This is a genomic window from Phytopseudomonas straminea (assembly GCF_900112645.1).
Classification (GTDB): Bacteria; Pseudomonadota; Gammaproteobacteria; order Pseudomonadales; family Pseudomonadaceae; genus Aquipseudomonas; species Aquipseudomonas straminea.
Genome location: NZ_FOMO01000008.1, coordinates 129696 through 148041 on the forward strand (window position 1 = coordinate 129696; position 18346 = coordinate 148041).

General features: G+C 63.9%; 17 protein-coding genes. 6 read left to right on the plus strand and 11 right to left on the minus strand.

Annotated elements, in window-relative coordinates:
• Positions 1–137: 137 nt before the first annotated feature.
• Genes BM279_RS18440 through BM279_RS18450 form a run of 3 tightly spaced genes read left to right on the plus strand, consistent with a single transcriptional unit; the run spans position 138 to position 3732 of the window.
• Positions 138–1556, plus strand: coding sequence for a di-heme oxidoreductase family protein (locus BM279_RS18440; protein WP_093506116.1), 1419 nt, complete (start codon positions 138–140; stop codon positions 1554–1556).
• Positions 1557–1566: 10 nt separating this feature from the next.
• On the plus strand, positions 1567–2628 hold the full coding sequence (locus tag BM279_RS18445) for an imelysin family protein (protein ID WP_093506118.1): 1062 nt from the start codon (positions 1567–1569) through the stop codon (positions 2626–2628).
• 9 nt (positions 2629–2637) lie between these two features.
• The gene (locus BM279_RS18450; protein WP_093506249.1) at positions 2638–3732 is read left to right on the plus strand and encodes a DUF1513 domain-containing protein; all 1095 of its coding nucleotides are present in this window, start codon (positions 2638–2640) and stop codon (positions 3730–3732) included.
• Between the two features lie 302 nt (positions 3733–4034).
• Here BM279_RS18450 and BM279_RS18455 read toward each other — a convergent pair whose 3' ends face one another.
• From BM279_RS18455 to ppc, 6 genes are all read right to left on the minus strand, one after another.
• Positions 4035–4898, minus strand: a complete 864-nt coding sequence (locus BM279_RS18455; RefSeq protein WP_093506120.1) for a DUF72 domain-containing protein — start codon at positions 4896–4898, stop codon at positions 4035–4037.
• Positions 4899–4965: 67 nt separating this feature from the next.
• Positions 4966–5307 carry a hypothetical protein gene (locus tag BM279_RS18460; protein WP_093506122.1) on the minus strand — a complete coding sequence of 114 codons (342 nt, stop codon included), beginning with the start codon at positions 5305–5307 and terminating at the stop codon, positions 4966–4968.
• A gap of 119 nt (positions 5308–5426) precedes the next feature.
• Complete coding sequence (gene tsaB, locus BM279_RS18465; protein WP_093506124.1) at positions 5427–6119, minus strand: tRNA (adenosine(37)-N6)-threonylcarbamoyltransferase complex dimerization subunit type 1 TsaB; 693 nt, start codon at positions 6117–6119, stop codon at positions 5427–5429.
• Positions 6120–6285: 166 nt separating this feature from the next.
• Entirely contained in the window at positions 6286–7068 is a 783-nt protein-coding gene (locus BM279_RS18470) for a 5'-nucleotidase, lipoprotein e(P4) family (RefSeq protein ID WP_093506126.1), read from the minus strand.
• A 253-nt stretch (positions 7069–7321) separates the two neighbouring features.
• On the minus strand, positions 7322–7969 hold the full coding sequence (gene adk, locus BM279_RS18475) for an adenylate kinase (protein ID WP_013790274.1): 648 nt from the start codon (positions 7967–7969) through the stop codon (positions 7322–7324).
• Positions 7970–8291: 322 nt separating this feature from the next.
• Positions 8292–10928 carry a phosphoenolpyruvate carboxylase gene (gene ppc / locus BM279_RS18480; protein ID WP_093506128.1) on the minus strand — a complete coding sequence of 879 codons (2637 nt, stop codon included), beginning with the start codon at positions 10926–10928 and terminating at the stop codon, positions 8292–8294.
• Positions 10929–11093: 165 nt separating this feature from the next.
• On the opposite strand from ppc, the gene BM279_RS18485 reads away from it, so the two are divergent.
• From BM279_RS18485 to lptF, 3 genes are all read left to right on the plus strand, one after another.
• Positions 11094–11438 (plus strand): pilin assembly protein, encoded by a 345-nt coding sequence (locus tag BM279_RS18485; protein ID WP_093506130.1) that lies wholly within the window; start codon positions 11094–11096, stop codon positions 11436–11438.
• A gap of 237 nt (positions 11439–11675) precedes the next feature.
• Positions 11676–12113 carry a DUF4398 domain-containing protein gene (locus BM279_RS18490; RefSeq protein ID WP_093506133.1) on the plus strand — a complete coding sequence of 146 codons (438 nt, stop codon included), beginning with the start codon at positions 11676–11678 and terminating at the stop codon, positions 12111–12113.
• Between the two features lie 46 nt (positions 12114–12159).
• On the plus strand, positions 12160–12945 hold the full coding sequence (gene lptF / locus BM279_RS18495) for a lipotoxin F family OmpA-related lipoprotein LptF (RefSeq protein WP_093506135.1): 786 nt from the start codon (positions 12160–12162) through the stop codon (positions 12943–12945).
• 85 nt (positions 12946–13030) lie between these two features.
• On the opposite strand, the gene BM279_RS18500 is transcribed toward lptF, so the two are convergent.
• The 5 genes from BM279_RS18500 to prfB all read right to left on the minus strand — a co-directional run bounded on the left by BM279_RS18500 (position 13031) and on the right by prfB (position 18274).
• The gene (locus tag BM279_RS18500) at positions 13031–13330 is read right to left on the minus strand and encodes a PA3694 family proteiin (RefSeq protein ID WP_093506137.1); all 300 of its coding nucleotides are present in this window, start codon (positions 13328–13330) and stop codon (positions 13031–13033) included.
• 91 nt (positions 13331–13421) lie between these two features.
• Complete coding sequence (locus BM279_RS18505) at positions 13422–14717, minus strand: flavohemoglobin expression-modulating QEGLA motif protein (protein ID WP_093506139.1); 1296 nt, start codon at positions 14715–14717, stop codon at positions 13422–13424.
• Positions 14718–14742: 25 nt separating this feature from the next.
• A complete protein-coding gene (locus BM279_RS18510; protein ID WP_093506141.1) occupies positions 14743–15294 on the minus strand; it encodes a hypothetical protein in 552 nt (183 codons plus the stop codon).
• Between the two features lie 285 nt (positions 15295–15579).
• Entirely contained in the window at positions 15580–17082 is a 1503-nt protein-coding gene (gene lysS, locus BM279_RS18515; RefSeq protein ID WP_093506143.1) for a lysine--tRNA ligase, read from the minus strand.
• A gap of 96 nt (positions 17083–17178) precedes the next feature.
• Positions 17179–18274 (minus strand): peptide chain release factor 2 gene (gene prfB / locus BM279_RS18520; RefSeq protein WP_143103616.1). Its coding sequence is split into 2 segments (ribosomal slippage): positions 17179–18201 and positions 18203–18274, totalling 1095 coding nucleotides; the frame shifts between segments, so codons are not numbered across the junction.
• Between the last annotated feature and the right edge of the window lie 72 nt (positions 18275–18346).

The window sequence follows — 18346 nt, forward strand, 5'->3', positions numbered from 1 at the left end:
TTACTTGCACGAATGCTCATGGCGCACGTCGTCTATAGCGGCCTGATGCGCCAGCGATTAAACGCAAATCCATCTTATTTAAAGCGGCGCGGACTGCTAAGATTGCCGCCCTCGATTTCAGCTCTGCGGATCCATCCATGCCCGCGTCACCCGCTCGCCTGCTGCCATTGCTGTGTTTGGCTCTCGGCCTGAGCGCCTGCGATAAGTCGCCCACCTTCACCAGCGTCGAACCCGGCGAAGCGCTATCCGGCGGCGCCGCCACCGTCTCGCGTAGCGACCGCGTGGCCTTCTCCCTGCCCTCCGCCAACCTGGCGCCTGAGCGCCGCCTGGATTTCAGCGTGGGCAACAGCTTCTTCCGCAACCCCTGGGTAATCGCGCCGTCAACCACCACGGCCCGTGACGGCCTCGGCCCGCTGTTCAACACCAACGCCTGCCAGAACTGCCACGTGCGTGATGGCCGCGGCCATCCGCCCGAGCCGGGCAGCGTCAACGCCGTATCGATGCTGGTGCGCCTGTCGATTCCGGCCGGCAATGCCGATCGCGCCGCACTCGAGCGCCTTGGCGTGGTGCCCGAGCCTACCTACGGCGGCCAGCTGCAGGACATGGCCAATCCCGGCGTCGCTCCAGAAGGCAAGGTGCGCGTCGAGTACAGCACCGAACAGGTACGCTTCGCCGACGGGCACACCATCGAACTGCGCAAACCGCAGCTGAACATCACCCAACTGGGCTATGGGCCTATGCATCCGGATACGCTGTTCTCGGCGCGCGTCGCCCCGCCGATGATCGGCCTGGGGCTGCTCGAAGCGATTCCCGAAGCGGCGATCCTCGCCAATGCCGACCCGGACGACCGCAACGGCGACGGTATTCGCGGCCAAGCCAATCGGGTGTGGGACGACGCGCGCCAGGAGACGGTGCTGGGCCGCTTCGGCTGGAAGGCCGGGCAGCCGACGCTCAACCAGCAGAACGCCCACGCCTTCCTGCAGGACATGGGCCTGACCAGCACTCTCTTGCCCACCGACGGCTGCACCGAGGCGCAGACCACCTGCCGCCAGGCGCCCCACGGCGGCGAGCCTGAGGTCAGCGATAACATCATGAGCATGGTGCTGTTCTACACCCGCAACCTCGCTGTACCGGCGCGGCGCAAGGTCGGCGATGCCCAGGTGCTGGCCGGCAAGACCCTTTTTCATAGCGCCGGCTGCCAGGGCTGCCATACGCCCAGCTTCGTCACCGCCGCCGATGCTGCCGAACCGGAGCTGGCGGGTCAGACCATCTACCCCTACACCGACCTGCTGCTGCACGACATGGGCGACGGCCTGGCCGATGGCCGCAACGAATTTCGCGCCAACGGTCGCCAATGGCGCACCGCGCCGCTGTGGGGCATCGGCCTGACCGAAACGGTCAGCGGCCACACCCAGTTCCTGCACGACGGCCGCGCCCGCAATCTGCTCGAAGCCATCGCCTGGCACGGCGGCGAAGCCGAAGCGGCCAAGCAGCAGGTGCTGCAATTTTCCAGCGAGGAGCGCGCCGCGCTTCTGGCGTTTCTGAACTCACTGTAAGGAGCCGCGCATGATCCGTTCTCCGCTGACCCTCGCCCTGCTGGGCCTGACCCTGGCTGCGTGTTTCCCGGCTGACCCACAGGCCACCACCAGTTCGGCGTTGGCCGAAGGCGTTTTGCTGCCGGCCCACGCCACCTGGAAAGAGGCCGACGTCGCCCTGGCCAGCAGCGCCAAGGCGTTCTGCGCAGGCCAGGAAGACCTCGCCCGCGCGCGTCAGGCATTCCTTACCGCGCAAAGCGCGTGGGCCAGCCTGCAGCCTCTGGCGGTCGGTCCGCTGGCCGAGGGCAACCGCGCCTGGCAGGTACAGTTCTGGCCGGACAAGAAAAACCTCGTGGCGCGCCAGGTCGAAGCACTGGTCAAGGCCAAGCCACAGCTCGGCGCAGCCGATCTGGAAAAGGCCAGCGTGGTCGTCCAGGGGCTCACCGCTTACGAATACCTGATGTTCGATCCCGAGATCGATCTCCAGAACGCCGAGCAGAAAACCCGCTACTGCCCACTGCTGGTGGCCATCGGCGAGCATCAGCAGGCGCTGGCAACCAGCGTGCTGGAGCAGTGGCAAGGCGACAATGGTGCCCTGGCGCTGTTTCGCACCTTCCCCAACGAGCGCTATGCCGAAGCGGGCGAAGCGATCTCCGACATGCTGCGTACCCAGGTCAGCGCCATCGACGGCCTGAAGAAGAAACTCGGTGCCCCGCTGGGCCGTCAGAGCAAAGGCGTTCCACAGCCCTACCAGGCCGAAGCGTGGCGCAGCCAGGCCAGCCTGAGCAACCTGGGCGCCACACTGAGCGGCGCCGAGCAGCTCTGGCACGGCGCCAAGAACGACGGCCTGCAGGCCTTGCTGGGCAGCGATCAGGACGATCTCAAGAAACGCATCGACGCTGCCTACGCAGAAAGTCGCAAGCAACTGGCCGGCCTGCAGCGCCCGCTCGGCGAGCTACTCGCCGACGATGCCGGCCGCCAGAGCCTCAACGCCTTCTACGACAGCCTCAACGTGCTGCACCGCCTGCACGAAGGCGAACTGGCGCGAGCGCTGGGCATCCAGCTGGGCTTCAACGCCCATGACGGAGACTGAACCATGAGCATGAAACGCCGGGCGTTTCTCGGCCTGAGTGCCACCCTGCTGGCTGCCGGCGCCGTTGGTGGCTGGAAGCTGACCCACACCGGTCACCAGCCACTGCTGCTATCAGCACGCAACGATGAAGGCGGCAAGCATTACGCGGTCGGCTATCGCCTCGACGGCGAGCGCACCTTCGTCACCCAGGTGACCGAGCGCTGCCACGACGTAGTGCCCCACCCCAGCCTACCGATGGCGCTGTTCGTCGGGCGCCGGCCGAGCACCGAGAGCTATCTGATCGACACCCGCGACGGCCGCCTGCTGCACACCCTGCGCAGCGAGAAGGGTCGGCATTTCTACGGCCACGCGGTGTTCCACAAGAATGGCGAATGGCTGTACGCCACCGAGAACGACACCCGCGATCCCGGCCGTGGCGTGATTGGCGCCTATCGCCTGGAAGGCGAAACGCTGGTGCACCGCGACGAGCTTTCCAGCCACGGCCTGGGGCCCCACCAGCTGCTGTGGATGCCCGACGGCGAAACCCTGGTAGTGGCCAACGGCGGTATTCGCACCGAGGCGGAAAGCCGGGTGGAGATGAACCTCAACGCCATGGAAGCCAGCCTTGTGCTGATGGGCCGCGACGGCACGCTGCATAGCAAGGAACAGCTGCCCGAGCCGATGAACAGCGTGCGCCACCTGGCCGTGGCCAGCGATGGCACCGTGGTCAGCGGCCAGCAGTACATGGGCGATCCGATGGACGCCGTGCCCCTGGTGGCGATCAAGCGCCCGGGCCAGCCGTTCCAGCACTTCCCCATGGCCGACGCGCAGCGCCAGATGATGAGCCAGTACACCGCCAGCGTCGCCGTGCACAGCGAGCTGCGCCTGCTGGCGATGACCGCCCCGCGCGGCAACCGCCTGTTCATCTGGGATCTGGACAGTGGCGCCGTGCGCCTGGACGCAGCCCTCCCAGACTGCGCCGGCGTCGGCGCGGTGGAGAACGGCTTCGTGGTCAGCGCCGGTATCGGCCGCTGCCGCCTTTACGACTGCCGCAGCGAACGCATCGCCATGCAGGCGCTGGAGCTGCCAGCGGGCTTCTGGGATAACCACCTACGCCTGGCTTGATTGCTGTCAACGGTGGGAGCGCAGCGTGTACTCGGTTTTTTGCGGGCATGGCCCGCTCCCACTGTCACGAACTCCTAAAACATTGCCAACGTAGGATCGGTCGGGCTGCGTAGGTGAACCCCATCAACGCTCGATGGGTTGCACCCATCCTGCGGCTGCGACTGACGTGCAGAAAGGTGGCTGGAGCGGCCGTTCGCGTAAATTGTAGTAGGGGCTTTAGCCCCGAGCTCTTTGCACCCTCATAAAGCTCGGAGCTAAAGCTCCTCCTACAAGAGCGGCGGTGCCCGATGTCTGCTTCTGCCTTAAAGCAACCCCAACTGCTCCGCCCGCGGCTCGTTGTCGGTGTACGGCGGCAATGGCGGAAGGCCCGGTAACCGCTCGCTCAACAGCGCGTGAAAACGCAGCGCCTGAGCCGCAGCCAGGTGGTTGTCCGGGGTGTGCAGGAATACATGGGGCGTCAGGCCCTGCTCGATCCAGGCAGCGACCTTGTCCAGCCAGGGCTCGAGAAACGGCTGGTTGGCGTCCAGGTCCGGCCCGCCGATAAAGCGCACCTGGGGGCTGTCCGTGAACGCCGCCGGGCGAATCGGCAGACGCGGTTTCTTGGACTGAGCATGCAGCACCGCCGGGTCGCGGGACGTGCAACTGAACAGCGCCCGGGAATCCAGGCAGATACGCTCGACGCCACGCTCGTGGAGCAGCCGATTGAGTACCCGCTCCTCGTCGCCCTTGTCGAAGAACGCTGTATGTCGCACTTCCACGGCGATCCGCCGGTTGGCGAATTCGTCCAGCCACACCGCCAGCTCACCCAGCCGCGAAGGGCCGAACTGCGCCGGCAGCTGCAACCATAGCGGCATGACGCGCTCGCCCAGCGGTGCAAGCAGATCCAGAAATGCCTGGGTGCTGCCCAGCTGGTCGCGCAGATCGCCTTCGTGGCTGATGTCCTTGTGTACCTTGGCGCAGAAACGGAAATGCGCCGGCATGCGCGCCACCCAGCGCGCGAGCTTTTCCGCGTCGGGCCGTGCATAGAAGGTGGTATTGCCCTCCACCGCGTTGAACACGCGGCAGTAGTGTTCCACGCTGTCGCTCATGTTCAGGTCGGGCGGATAGAAGCTGCCGCGCCAGGCGGGCTCGTTCCAGGAAGGACAACCAAGAAAATAGGGAAGCATCGCGAATCGCTAGACAGCCAAAACGGCTATTGTGCCTGAGCCAGACGGCTCAGCGACCGCCAATCGATCAGGCGTAGAGGTCGAGGCCCAGAATCTGCTGGGCATCCTGATCGCGGGCGAACGCGGCGGTGCTGCTATAGCTGGCGATGGCCTGGGCGGCACGGTTGCTCATGGCCGGCTGGTAGGTGGTGTCCAACGCGCGCACGGGGTAGTTGTCGGTGCTGGCATTGCTCTGTTGCACACGACGAATCTGCGGAGTCTGTTCGAAGCCCTGGGTGGCTGCGGTAGGTGCCGGCTGCTCACGCTTTACTTCCGTTTCCCGGTTCGCCTCACGATAGGGCGTAACCGCAGTCCCCGAGCGGGGGCCACGATCCGGTGAATAGGGCGCGATGTTACCGTCGATACGCATCAATGAAGGCTCGGCAGGAAGGCGTGCGGAAGTACCGGCAATTTAGCCGCGTCGTCCGCCCTTGGCAATTAATGTCGGTAAGTTGACGACAAAAGGACGACCCTTTCGTCGCTCGGTGATCAAAAGCCCGCCGGTGGCGGCATCTTTGGCGTCGCGACCTGATCGCGCAGGTAGATCGGCTGGGCCTGATCGGCCACCACCGCCTCGCCGCGGGCCCAGGCGAAACGGGCCAGGCTCAGCAGATCTTCGGCATGGGGCAGCATCGCCCCGTCGCAGGCAGCGACCTGGCCACCGATGCGCTCGGCGAAGGTGCCCCAACCGGTGCCGGCGCCAAACCATTCGCCGTGGGCGTCGTCCGGCAGCAACGCGCGTTCTGGAGCCAGTACGGCTTCGCGCCCGACCAGACGCATCTCGCCCGCTTCGGCCCGGTAGCAGCCCCAGTACACCTCATCCATGCGCGCATCGATGGCGGCAGCGACCTGGCTGGCGCCATGCTCACGCTGTGCGCGCTGCGCCAGCACGGCCAGATTGGAGACCGGCAGCACCGGGCGATCCAGCGCGAAAGCCAGCCCCTGCACCACGCCGATGGCGATACGCACGCCGGTGAAGGCGCCCGGGCCGCGGCCGAAGGCGATGGCGTCCAGCGCCGACAGCGCGACGCCCTGCTCGGTCAGCAGCGTCTTGATCATCGGCAGCAGCTTCTGCGCGTGCAGGCGCGGAATCACCTCGTAGTGGCTCGTCACGCGGCCGTCATGCAGCAAGGCGACGGAGCAGGCTTCGGTGGCGGTATCGAGGGCCAGCAGAGTGGTCATGGCGATCTGTAGAGGTAGCTGAGCGGGCGGGCATTAAAACGGTTTGGGGCGTTTTTTTCCAGCACGGCGGGTCAACTGGCGCTACGCAGTGGCCAGGCGGCCGCCGGATAAACAACCGGCGCCCAAAGGGGCGCCGGTGATGAGGATCAGCAATCCAGGGCGGGGGTTACCACTTCTCGATAACGGGCTTGGCGTCCCAGGCCTTGAGGGGCTCTTTCGACCAGGTGCCATAGCCGGCATTCGGGAACACGATCCACTCGGTGCCCCACTTGGCCGACTCGGCATCGGCAGTGGCGCGCTGCTCGGCCACCGGTTTTTTGCGGAAGCGCGCATCGAAATCATGCAGGGTGTCGCCGAGCAGCATCACGATGCGGTAGTCCTTGGCGACCAGCTCGCGGCGCTCCACCTTGGGTGGCCCAAGCAGCAATACGCTGTCGGTGCTGACCTGAGGTAGCTCGAGTTTCTTGAGCGCCTTGAGGGTGTAGTCCTTTTGCTCCTCGGAGCGGTCGGACACGTAGCGAATGGTCACGCCCAGCTTGTCGGCGTGCTCGAGAAAGTTCTTCGCACCGGGGATCAGCACCGGATCACCATCACGCTCCCACGGCAGCCAGGTGTCCCAGTCGTCATAGTTGTGGCAGTTGGCGAGGTCACGCGCCAGCAACGCAGAGTTGTCGATCACCGTTTCATCCACATCGGTGACGATGGCCAGCTTGGAAGGATCCTTGGCCTTGGCCACAGCGGCGTCGAGCTTCTCGGTGGCGATGTTGTAAGCCTGCATCTGCAAGGCACGAACTTCCGCAGATTGCTGCTGGTAACGCAGCGCCATGGTGAACTGGTCAACCGAGCAGTCGCCCTTCTTCTCCGGGGCGCCGTCGGCCAATGCGACGGATGCAGTCAGTGCCGATACCAGGGCGATGGGCAAGCAGGCGAATCTTCTGTTCTGGGTCATGGAATGCACTCTGATGGAGGGTGGGTTGTAGCCGCCTTTCTCGAAGTTCTTCGTGACGGTCGATCAAACCAGCCCGCGCAGCGGCGCGCCGGCTGGAATTCGGAGCATGCCAGATGGCGATGGAGAGCCCGATAGTAACGAAACGGCAGCGGCCGTGGCTGCCTGACAGCGACCCGACTTGGGCCCGTGATCGCTCTGGCATGCCCAGAAACGACAACGGCCCGCAAGCGGGCCGTTGTTGAAGTGGGTCAGGTCAGCTCAGCGCTGCCAGCACCTTGGCGGTGATCTGCTCGACCGAGCCGACGCCTTCGATGGCGCTGTACTTCGGCGTGCCTTCGGCGGCCGACAGCTTCTGGTAGAAGTCCACCAGCGGTTTGGTCTGCGAGTGGTAGACCGACAGACGATGACGCACGGTGGCTTCCTTGTCGTCATCACGCTGGATCAGGTCTTCACCGGTTTCATCGTCCTTACCAGCCACCTTCGGCGGGTTGTGCTCGGTGTGGTACACGCGGCCCGAACCCGGGTGCACGCGGCGACCGGCGATGCGACCGACGATTTCTTCGTCGTCGACGGCGATTTCCACCACGTGGTCGATCTGCACGCCAGCATCTTTCAGGGCCTGAGCCTGCGGAATGGTGCGCGGGAAACCGTCGAACAGGAAGCCATTGGCGCAGTCAGGCTGAGCGATGCGTTCTTTGACCAGGTTGATGATCAGCTCATCGGAAACCAGACCGCCGGCGTCCATCACACTCTTGGCTGCCAGGCCCAGCTCGGTGCCGGCCTTGACCGCAGCACGCAGCATGTCGCCGGTGGAGATTTGCGGAATGGAGAATTTCTTGGTGATGAAACCTGCCTGAGTACCTTTGCCGGCACCGGGCGCCCCCAACAGAATCACGCGCATCGATGTGCTCCTCAAGTTCTTGGTATTGTGGACTCGCCTTGCGGGGCCAATCGCAACTGGATTTCGGCAGCCCGGCCAGGTGCCGAACTGTCAGAAGGTCGATCAAGATACACAGCGCTCCAATGCCGCACAAGCCGTTGAAAAGTCGCAGTTCGTGTCGACTTGCCGTTACGCTGGTACAGCTTGAGCGCAGCGGTGATGGCCGCGCCATCCCACCAAAGTCGAAAGCGCGCCGCACCCTGATCTATATCTGGCAATTCATCCCTGAATCAACGCTTTTGCCAGCACGATCATTCATCAATGCAGCGCGCTCGATACCGCCTCAACCTGTGTTGCGCAGCCCTGCCGCAATCCCCGCCACACTGACCAGCAACGCCTGTTCCAGAGCGCTTCCGGGCTCCTGTTCACGCTGCCGTGAGCGGGCCAGCAGCTCGGCCTGCAGCAGGTGCAGCGGGTCGAGATAAGTGTTGCGCACGGTAATGAACTCCAGGGTTTCGGGACTGTGTACCAAGAGCTGCGATTGACCGGTCAGCCCCAGCACCACCTCGCTGGCCTGCGACAATAGGTCGCGTAAATGCGCACCCAAAGGTTGCAGTTCAGGCGTCACCAGGCGCTCGTCATACAGCCTGGCGATCGACTCGTCGGCCTTGGCCAGCACCATCTCCAGCATGTCGATGCGCGTGCGGAAGAACGGCCAGTGTTCGCGCATTTCGCGCAGCAACTCGCCCTCGCCACGCTCCAGCGCATTGCGCAAAGCGGCCTCCCAGCCGAGCCAAGCGGGCAGCATCAGGCGGGTCTGGGTCCAGGCGAAAATCCACGGGATGGCGCGCAGGCTTTCCACCCCACCCTCGCGACGCTTCGCTGGCCGGCTGCCCAAGGGCAGACGGCCAAGCTCCTGCTCGGGCGTGGCCTGGCGGAAGTACTCGACGAATTGCGGATGCTCGCGCACCACGCCGCGGTAGGTGGCCACGCCATCGGCGGCCAGCTTGTCCATCTGCGCGCGCCAGCTCTTCTGCGGCACCGGTGGCGGCAGCAAGGTGGCTTCCAGCACCGCGGCCAGGTAGAGGTTGAGGTTCTGCTCGGCGATATCCGGCATGCCGAACTTGAAGCGGATCATCTCGCCCTGCTCGGTGGTGCGGAAGCGCCCGTTAACCGAACCCGGCGGCTGCGACAGGATCGCCTCGTGGGCCGGGCCGCCGCCGCGTCCTACGGTGCCGCCGCGACCATGGAACAGCAGCAGCTCGACCTCGTGCTCGCGGCAGATGCGCACCAGGCTTTCTTGGGCGCGGTACTGCGCCCAGGCGGCTGCGGTGGTGCCGGCGTCCTTGGCGGAATCCGAATAGCCGATCATCACTTCCTGCGGGCCCTGCAGGCCGGCGCGATAGTCCGGCAAACCGAGCAGCCGTTCGATGGCCACAGCAGCGTTGTCCAGGTCTGCCAGGGTTTCGAACAGCGGCACCACGCGCATCGGGCGGCGCAGCCCGGCTTCCTTGAGCAGCAGCTGCACCGCGAGCACGTCGGAGGCAGCGCCCGCCATGGAGATTACATAGGAGCCCAGCGAAGCCGCCGGCGCAGCCGCCACTTCGCGACAGGTAGCGAGCACTTCGGCCGTGTCGTCGCTGGGCTTGAAATCGGCCGGCAGCAAGGGCCGGCGACCGCTCAGCTCATCCTGCAGGAATGCCAGCCGCTGTTCTTCGTCCCAGCTGTCGTAGCGGCCCAGGCCCAGGTACTCGGTGATCTCGGCCATGGCAGAAGCATGACGGGTGGCGTCCTGGCGCACGTCGAGGCGCACCAGGAACAGCCCGAAGGTACCGACGCGACGCAGGAAATCCAGCAGCGGGCCATCGGCGATCACCCCCATGCCGCAGTCATGCAGGGAGCGATAGCAGAGCAGCAACGGCTCGCGCAGCTCGGCGTTGTCGTGCAGCACCTGCGCTGGCGGATTGACCGGCCCGGCCAGCGATTCGTGGGCCCAGGTTCGGGTGGCACGCAGCCGCTCGCGCAGTTGCTTGAGTACGGCGCGGTAGGGCTCGGCACTGTCACCTGCGCGGGCGCGCAGCTCGTCGTTGGCGCGCTGCATGGACAGCTCGGCGGCCAGGCTGTCGATGTCGCGCAGGTACAGGTCGGCGGCCATCCAGCGCGCCAGCAGCAGCACCTCGCGGGTAATCTTGGCGGTGACATTGGGGTTGCCGTCGCGATCACCGCCCATCCACGAGGCGAAGCGAATCGGGGCGGCGTCCAGCGGCAGGCGTTGCCCGGTTTCCCGCTGCAACGCCTGGTCGGCCTTGCGCATCATCGTCGGCAGCGCGTACCACAGGGAATTTTCGATCACCGCGAAGCCCCACTTGGCCTCGTCCACCGGGGTTGGCCGCACGCGGCGAATCTCTTCGGTGTGCCAGGCTTCGGCGATCAGCCGTTGCAGGCGGCTGGCGATGGCCTCGCGTTCGGCGCCCGACAGGTCGCTGTGATCCTGCTCGGCGAGCTGCGCGGATATGGCGTCGTACTTCTGAATCAGCGTGCGCCGCGACACCTCGGTGGGATGTGCGGTAAGCACCAGCTCGATATCCAGCTCGGCGACCTGTCGGGCCAGGGCTGCGGGCTCACGACCGTTGGCCCGCAGGCGCTGCAGCAACTCGTCGAACACGCGGTTTTCGAAGGGTTGCGCTTCGCCAGTGCCACGGCGGCGCACGCGGTGGTACTGCTCGGCGATATTGGCCAGGTTGAGAAACTGGTTGAAAGCACGGGCCACTGGCAACAGCTCGTCATCGTGCAGCCCGTCGAGAGTTTCGCTGAGCTGCCGTGCGCCGTCAGCCGAGCCCTGGCGCGCGGCCTTGGCGCCCTTGCGAATGCGCTCGATCTTGTCGAGAAACGCTTCGCCGTGCTGATCGCGGATGGTGGTGCCGAGCAGCTCACCGAGTTGGTGAACATCCTCGCGTAGACGTGCATCGATTTGCGTCATACCAGTCTCCCATCGCCTCTGCGTGAGCCCTCAGATTGCCCAGCCGCGAGGCGCCTGACAAGCCAGGCCATGAGCAAAGCCGCATCCGGCCCGCACAACGAGCTGCAACCGGAACGCCACCGGAGCACTCGGGTCTGTAGGAAACAACCCTGCCCCGAGGTCCCTATGAAGATTCGCCAGCTCGTCCAGCAATGGGAACAGAACGCCACCGGCCAGTTGACCAGCGCGCCTTACCAAGTGCACCTGGACGTGGAGGCCGCCGCCCGCCTGGCGGCGCTGCACCACATGTACCCCAAACGTCGCCCCGAAGAATTGCTCGCCGAACTGCTGAGCGCCGCGCTGGAAGACCTGGAAGCCAGCATGCCCTACGTGCAGGGCAGCCAGGTGGTGGCCACCGACGAGGAAGGCAATCCGGTCTATGAAGACATCGGGCCAACGCCGCGCTTTCTCGAACTGGCCCGCCACTACCGCCAGGAGCTCGACGCGGGGCAACCGCCCTCGCCAACCTGATCACTTGGTCAGATGCGTGCAGGCCAGCAGCCACGGGGCCTGCGCAGCTCTGAATGGCAACTCTCTGGTGGCACTCTGCAGTTTTTTGCTGAACGTTTCGCTAAGTGGCCAACTCACACAACTATGCCGATGCGACCACTGGTCGCCGGAGAAAAACTTACTCAGCAGCCCTACGCTCCTGAGCTCCGTCCGGCAGGTAACCATCGTGGAACCGACTGTTTTGCCAGTTATTTACCAATGGAGTTGCACACCATGACCACTAAAACTGCCCCAAATGCTCGTACCCAACTGGCCAGCTGGAAGGTCGCTGCGCTGGCCATTGGCAGCAGCCTGCTGCTGGCAGGCTGCGCTGGCAACCCGCCCAGCGAGCAGATGGCCGTGACCAAGTCCGCCGTCAATGAAGCCGTCAGCTCCGGCGGCACCGAGTTCGCCGCAGTAGAAACCAAATCCGCTCAGGACAAGCTCAAGCAGGCCGAGCTGGAAATGGTCGAAAAGAACTACGAAGAAGCCAAGCGGCTGGCTGAGCAGGCCGAGTGGGACGCCCGCGTAGCGACCCGCAAGACCCAGGCTGCCAAGGCGGACAAGGCGCTCAAGGATGCTCAGCAGGGTATCGAAGAGCTGCGTCAGGAAGGCATGCGTGGCGCCGAGCAGATGCGCCCTCAGGGTCAGCAGTAATAACGCCCGCTACCGCTTTCGCCAATTCATAGAAGGATGAACGACCATGCGTAATCAAGTGATGATTCCTGCCCTGCTGGCCCTGAGCGTCGGCCTGGCTGCTTGCGCCTCCAAGCCCAACGTCAACCTGGAGCAGGCGCGCAGCAGCTACTCCAGCCTGCAGACCAACCCGGAGTCGGTCAAAGTAGCCGCTCTGGAAACCAAGGACGCCGGTGAAGCCCTGGAGCGTGCAGAGAAGGCGTACCGCGAGAAAGAAGACGAGAAGCGCGTCGACCAGCTGTCCTACCTGGCCAACAAGCGCATCGAGCTTGCCGAACAGACCATCGCTCTGCGCACCACCGAGCAGAACCTGGAGCAGACCGGCGCCCAACGTGCCCAGGCGCGTCTGGAAGCCCGCGATGCGCAGATCAAGCAGTTGCAGGACAGCCTGAACGCCAAGCAGACCGAGCGCGGCACCCTGGTGACCTTTGGTGACGTACTGTTCGATCTGGATCGCTCCGAGCTCAAGCCGGGCGGCATGCACAACATCACCAAGCTCGCCCAGTTCCTGCAGGAAAACCCGGATCGCAAGGTGATCGTCGAAGGCTACACCGACAGCACCGGCTCGGCTCAGTACAACCAGAGCCTGTCCGAGCGCCGCGCCAACTCCGTTCGCGCCGCGCTGATCAGCCAGGGTGTCGGCCCGGAGCGCATCGTCGCTCAGGGTTATGGCAAAGAATACCCGGTTGCCAGCAACAGCGACTCGGCCGGCCGCGCCATGAATCGTCGTGTGGAAGTGACTATTTCCAACGACAACAAGCCGGTCGCCCCACGCTCGAGCATGAGCAACTAAGGCTCTGGCCTGCCTGAGGGAGTCTGCTGCGCAAGGCTACAGACTTCCTTGAATGATAAACCCCGCTCAGGCGGGGTTTGTCGTTTCAGGGGTTGCAACGCACCGCGCGCTTGGCGTCATCCACCAGTACGCCGCTGAGGCCCTTCTGCTGTAGATCGAACAGTACCAGCACGCCATCGATGCACTGCGCCACTTGGTCGGCGGGCTTCAGGCTGACCCGGTAATCCTCGCCGGGAATGGTCTTGAGCATGGTGAATTCGGCCAGCAGCAAGGCGTCTTCAGGCTTGGCGAAATGCAGGTAGCCGTAATAACCGAGCACCGCCACGGTGCCGGCGACGCTGCCGATGGCGGTGAGAATCAGAGGAATGGGGTTGGGCGCTGTCATACCGGCATCATCTCGGTGCAGGCTGCCCGGTCAGGCAGCTCGGAAAAGTGGGGATCTGCCGCGCCGCATCGCCACCGACCCGAGCCGGTGCTCAGAGGATATTGGCGTAGTCGGCTTCGATCCGATCCAGGCTCAGGTGATTGAGGAAGTTGGAAAAGCACATCCAGGCCGACAGCGAGTTGAGGTCGCGAAACTGCTGCGGTAGGTACTTGGGTGGGCTCACCAGCCCTTCATCGACCAGCTGGCGTAGCGTACGCATATCCTCGAGCGTGGTCTTGCCACAGAACAATAAAGGGATCTGTTCCAGCTTTCCTTTGCGCACCGCGAGCTGGATATAGTTGTAGATCATGATGAAACCCTTCAGATAAGAAAGGTCCTTGGTAAAGGGCAGACCGTCCGGCGCCGAGCCGCGGAAGGCACGGCTGGCGTTGCTGTAGCTGTCTTCCAGGCTGAAACCCTGCTCGCGGTAGAAATCGCAGACCTGCACGAAGTCGGCGCCCTGCTCGGCCATGTGAATGGCGCGGGTACGGTTGGTCAGCTTGCGCAGGCGACTGGGGTAGGAGGCGAAGGCGATCACTTCCATGAGAATCGCCAGGCCTTCCTGTGTGACAGTCGACGAGGGTGGCCCCTTGGCCAGAAAGGTGCAGATCGGCTGGTTCTGGCCATTCAGCGTGGTCGCCACGTGCACCAGCCCTTCGTGCACTTCCAGCGCCTTGACGTCACGCTCGTTGAACATGGCGTCAGTGCGGATCTTGATGTAGTCGGCGCCGGCCGCGGCGTCGGCAAGAATGCCGTCGGACTCGAACACACGAATGGTGTTCTCGCTCTCGCCGAATACCAGGTTCAGGCGGCTCTGCAGCAGGGCCACGGCTTCCTTGGCGCCCAGGGTTTTGGGTTCGTCCTTGAGATCACCGCGGCTGTCGATGTTGTTCAGGTAGTCGGAAAACATCAGCCCCAGATCCGCCAGGGTCGGGTCACCGGCGTGGAAGGCGTCGGACGCAGCGCCGTACAGCTCCTGGGAAATCAGCCCGAAATCCGAGGTGCCGCGCGCTTCCAGCATGCGAATCACCATGCGGTACTCGCGGCACATGCGGCGCATGATCTGCCCGACCGGGTTGAACTGACCGAGCTGGCGGGTGATGTCGCGCTCGATATTCTGGAATTCCAGCTTCTTGGCGGCCGGGTCAAAGGGCAGCGGACGGCTGTCGTAGTAGCTACGGTCGATGGCCGGCAGCTCGCGGCCCTTGTGCTTGAGAAAGGTCTGGCGAACGGAATCGTCCCATTTCACCGCATCGAGCACGCGGATTGGCGTCTGCGCCTCGACAATGCGGTCGGACAGCGCGCGCACCGCCAATTGGTAGCCGTCGAGTGCTAAGTGGCTGTTCATGGCAATCCTCTTTGCGTTGAAAATGTCAGGGCACGCTGCGCTGGTAGCGCGCCACTTCGACGAACAGGTCGGAGTTGGCAGGATCGTTCAGGTAGGCGAACACCTTGTCCAACTTGCTGGTGACCAGCACGCCCTGGCCCTGGGGCATCTGTACGTCGTTGCCGGCCAGCTCGCCCGTGGCGATGGCCTGGCGAATACGCTCAACATCCAGGTTGAAAAGCACCAGCTCGCCGGTCTGTGTCAGTTCGAAGCCGCCGATGGCGTAGTTGGCGCCCATGCGCTTGGGCAGGCCTGCAGACAGGTACCAGCGCCGCCCGTGGTGGGCCACGGTGAAGCTGTAGCTCTGCACGCTGGGCACGTTATCCGGGTTGTCGACGTAGGTGTCGGCCTTGTACAGGTTGGAGCCGGCACGGGTGATGTCCAGGTAACGCAGCTCGCCCCACTCGTCCACCCGCGACCACACGCCGAGCAGCGGAATCGGCGCCGCCTCGTTGGCCGGAATCGGCTCCCTGAAGGTCACCAGGCAGCCGCTCAAGAGCAGCAACGACAGCACCACCAATGCGCGACAGGCTTTCATCATGCTCTCCTTGAGACAGGCGTATGGCCGGCAACGACCTGATAGTCCAACCCTGCTGCGCACTGCGTCAAGCGCGCTATCTCAAGGATAGGCGCAGAATAGCGGGCAATAAAAAGCCGCCCTGAGGCGGCTCGTTCGATCCTTAGAGCCTGTTCACGATCTCGCGAGCTAGAGCGATCCAAGGCAAAAACAAGCGAGGAAGCGGAGTTTACAAGTGGTAAATGAGCATTCCGAGCTTGTTTTTAACGCAGGAGCGCCGACGCGCAGCAGATCGCGAACAGGTTCTTAGAGTTCCGGGCGCATGTGCGGGAATAGAATCACGTCACGAATCGACGGCGAATTGGTCAGCAACATCACCAGACGGTCGATGCCGATGCCCTCGCCCGCAGTCGGCGGCATGCCGTACTCGAGGGCGCGCACGAAGTCGGCGTCGAAGTGCATGGCTTCGTCGTCACCGGCGTCCTTGTCGGCCACCTGCTGCATGAAGCGCGCGGCCTGGTCTTCAGCGTCGTTGAGCTCGGAGTAGGCATTGGCGATCTCGCGGCCACCGATGAACAGCTCGAAGCGATCGGTCACGCTTGGATCATCGTCGCTGCGACGGGCCAGCGGCGAGACTTCGAACGGGTAACGAGTGATGAAGTGCGGCTGCTCCAGCTTGTGCTCGACCAGCTCCTCGAAAATCATCACCTGCAGCTTGCCCAGGCCTTCGAAGCCGAGCACCTTGGCGCCGGCTTTCTTGGCGATGGCGCGAGCCTTGTCCAGATCCTGCAGGTCAGCGGCAGTGATTTCCGGGTTGTACTTGAGGATGGAGTCGAACACCGACAGGCGTACGAATGGCTCGCCGAAGTGGAACACCTTATCGCCGTAGGGCACGTCCGTGCTGCCGAGAATGGTCTGGGCCAGCTCGCGGAACAGCTCCTCGGTCAGGTCCATGTTGTCTTCGTAGTCGGCGTAGGCCTGGTAGAACTCGAGCATGGTGAACTCGGGGTTGTGCCGGGTCGAAACGCCTTCGTTACGGAAGTTGCGGTTGATCTCGAAGACCTTTTCGAAGCCACCAACCACCAGACGCTTGAGGTACAGCTCCGGCGCGATGCGCAGGAACATGGCCATGTCCAGGGCATTGTGGTGAGTTTCGAACGGCTTGGCCGCGGCCCCCCCGGGAATGGTCTGCAGCATCGGCGTTTCCACTTCCAGGAAGTTGCGCTCGGCGAGGAACTTGCGGATGTGGGCGATGACTTGGGAACGCACGCGGAAGGTGTCGCGTACTTCTTCGTTGACGATCAGGTCGACGTAGCGCTGGCGGTAGCGCTGCTCGGTATCGGTCAGGCCGTGGTGCTTGTCCGGCAGCGGGCGCAGCGACTTGGTCAGCAGGCGCACGCTGGTCATCTCGACGTAAAGGTCGCCCTTGCCGGAACGGGCCAGGGTGCCTTCGGCGGCGATGATGTCGCCCATGTCCCAGGTCTTTACCTGAGCCAGGGTTTCTTCGGGCAGGGTCTTACGGTTGACGTAGACCTGGATACGCCCGCTCATGTCCTGGATGACCATGAACGCGCCACGGTTGAGCATGATGCGCCCGGCAACCTTGACCGGAATGGCCGCCGCTTCCAGCTCTTCCTTGGTCTTGTCCACGTACTGTTTCTGCAGCTCGGCGCAGAGATTGTCGCGGCGGAAGTCGTTCGGGAAGGCACTGCCCTGCTCACGGATGGCAGCAAGCTTTTCCTTGCGCTGGGCAATCAGCTTGTTTTCTTCCTGTTGCAGTTCGTGCTGGTCGGGCTGTTGGTCGCTCATGGTCGTCTGTCTGCCTGGCGTCTGGTCACTGATTCGATGAATAAATCCGCAGGGCGCCGCTGCTCACGGGCAGCGGCCCCGGCATGGGGTGCGGGCTCAGAGGCCCTGTTTGAGGCTGGCTTCGAGGTAACCGTCGAGGTCGCCGTCGAGCACCTTCTGGCAATCGCTACGCTCGACGCCGGTACGCAGATCCTTGATGCGCGAGTCGTCGAGCACATAGGAGCGGATTTGGTGGCCCCAGCCGATATCCGACTTGCTGTCTTCCAGCGCCTGGGAGGCGGCGTTGCGTTTCTGCATCTCCAGCTCGTACAACTTGGCCCGCAGCATCTTCATGGCGGTGTCCTTGTTGGCGTGCTGGGAACGTTCGTTCTGACAGGCCACCACAGTGTTGGTCGGTACGTGGGTGATACGTACCGCCGAATCGGTGGTGTTGACGTGCTGACCACCAGCACCGGAGGAGCGGTAGGTGTCGATGCGCAGGTCGGCCGGGTTGATTTCGATCTCCACCTTGTCGTCGATCTCGGGCGAGACGAACACCGCCGAAAACGAGGTGTGGCGACGGGCGCCGGAGTCGAACGGGCTCTTGCGTACCAGACGGTGCACGCCGATCTCGGTACGCAACCAGCCGAAGGCGTACTCGCCCTTGATGTGCACGGTGGCGCCCTTGATACCGGCGACCTCCCCCTCGGACAGCTCGACGATCTCGGCATTGAAGCCGCGCTTGTCGGCCCAGCGCAGGTACATGCGCAGCAGGATGTTGGCCCAGTCTTGGGCCTCGGTACCACCGGAACCGGCCTGGATATCCAGGTAGCAATTGTTGGGGTCCATCTCGTGGCTGAACATGCGGCGGAATTCGAGCTTCTCGAGAATTTCGCGCAGGCGCTCGATTTCAGCGGCGACGTCGTCGACGGCGCCCTGATCGTTCTCTTCTACAGCCATGTCCAGCAGGTCGCGAGAGTCGGCCAGGCTGCCGGTCAGGTCGTCGATGGTTTCGACGATCTGCGCCAGGGTGGAGCGCTCACGGCCCAGGCTCTGGGCGTATTCAGGCTTGTTCCAGACGTTCGGGTCTTCGAGTTCGCGGTTTACTTCGACGAGACGATCATGCTTGTGATCGTAGTCAAAGATACCCCCGAATAGTCTGGGTGCGCTCGGACAGGTCCTTGATGCTATTCAGAATCGGGTTGATTTCCATGGCTGGCGGCACTCGCAGGTAAAACTTCGGAAAAGCCGCGGAGTATACTCGACTCAGGCTATTCTGGCAGCA

What these genes read in the sequence shown, in the direction of transcription:
- BM279_RS18440 (WP_093506116.1), top strand. Translation starts at nt 138, where the DNA reads ATGCCCGCGTCACCCGCTCGCCTGCTGCCATTGCTGTGTTTGGCTCTC.
- BM279_RS18445 (WP_093506118.1), top strand. Translation starts at nt 1,567, where the DNA reads ATGATCCGTTCTCCGCTGACCCTCGCCCTGCTGGGCCTGACCCTGGCT.
- BM279_RS18450 (WP_093506249.1), top strand. Translation starts at nt 2,638, where the DNA reads ATGAAACGCCGGGCGTTTCTCGGCCTGAGTGCCACCCTGCTGGCTGCC.
- BM279_RS18455 (WP_093506120.1), bottom strand. Translation starts at nt 4,898, where the DNA reads ATGCTTCCCTATTTTCTTGGTTGTCCTTCCTGGAACGAGCCCGCCTGG.
- BM279_RS18460 (WP_093506122.1), bottom strand. Translation starts at nt 5,307, where the DNA reads ATGCGTATCGACGGTAACATCGCGCCCTATTCACCGGATCGTGGCCCC.
- tsaB (WP_093506124.1), bottom strand. Translation starts at nt 6,119, where the DNA reads ATGACCACTCTGCTGGCCCTCGATACCGCCACCGAAGCCTGCTCCGTC.
- BM279_RS18470 (WP_093506126.1), bottom strand. Translation starts at nt 7,068, where the DNA reads ATGACCCAGAACAGAAGATTCGCCTGCTTGCCCATCGCCCTGGTATCG.
- adk (WP_013790274.1), bottom strand. Translation starts at nt 7,969, where the DNA reads ATGCGCGTGATTCTGTTGGGGGCGCCCGGTGCCGGCAAAGGTACTCAG.
- ppc (WP_093506128.1), bottom strand. Translation starts at nt 10,928, where the DNA reads ATGACGCAAATCGATGCACGTCTACGCGAGGATGTTCACCAACTCGGT.
- BM279_RS18485 (WP_093506130.1), top strand. Translation starts at nt 11,094, where the DNA reads ATGAAGATTCGCCAGCTCGTCCAGCAATGGGAACAGAACGCCACCGGC.
- BM279_RS18490 (WP_093506133.1), top strand. Translation starts at nt 11,676, where the DNA reads ATGGAGTTGCACACCATGACCACTAAAACTGCCCCAAATGCTCGTACC.
- lptF (WP_093506135.1), top strand. Translation starts at nt 12,160, where the DNA reads ATGCGTAATCAAGTGATGATTCCTGCCCTGCTGGCCCTGAGCGTCGGC.
- BM279_RS18500 (WP_093506137.1), bottom strand. Translation starts at nt 13,330, where the DNA reads ATGACAGCGCCCAACCCCATTCCTCTGATTCTCACCGCCATCGGCAGC.
- BM279_RS18505 (WP_093506139.1), bottom strand. Translation starts at nt 14,717, where the DNA reads ATGAACAGCCACTTAGCACTCGACGGCTACCAATTGGCGGTGCGCGCG.
- BM279_RS18510 (WP_093506141.1), bottom strand. Translation starts at nt 15,294, where the DNA reads ATGAAAGCCTGTCGCGCATTGGTGGTGCTGTCGTTGCTGCTCTTGAGC.
- lysS (WP_093506143.1), bottom strand. Translation starts at nt 17,082, where the DNA reads ATGAGCGACCAACAGCCCGACCAGCACGAACTGCAACAGGAAGAAAAC.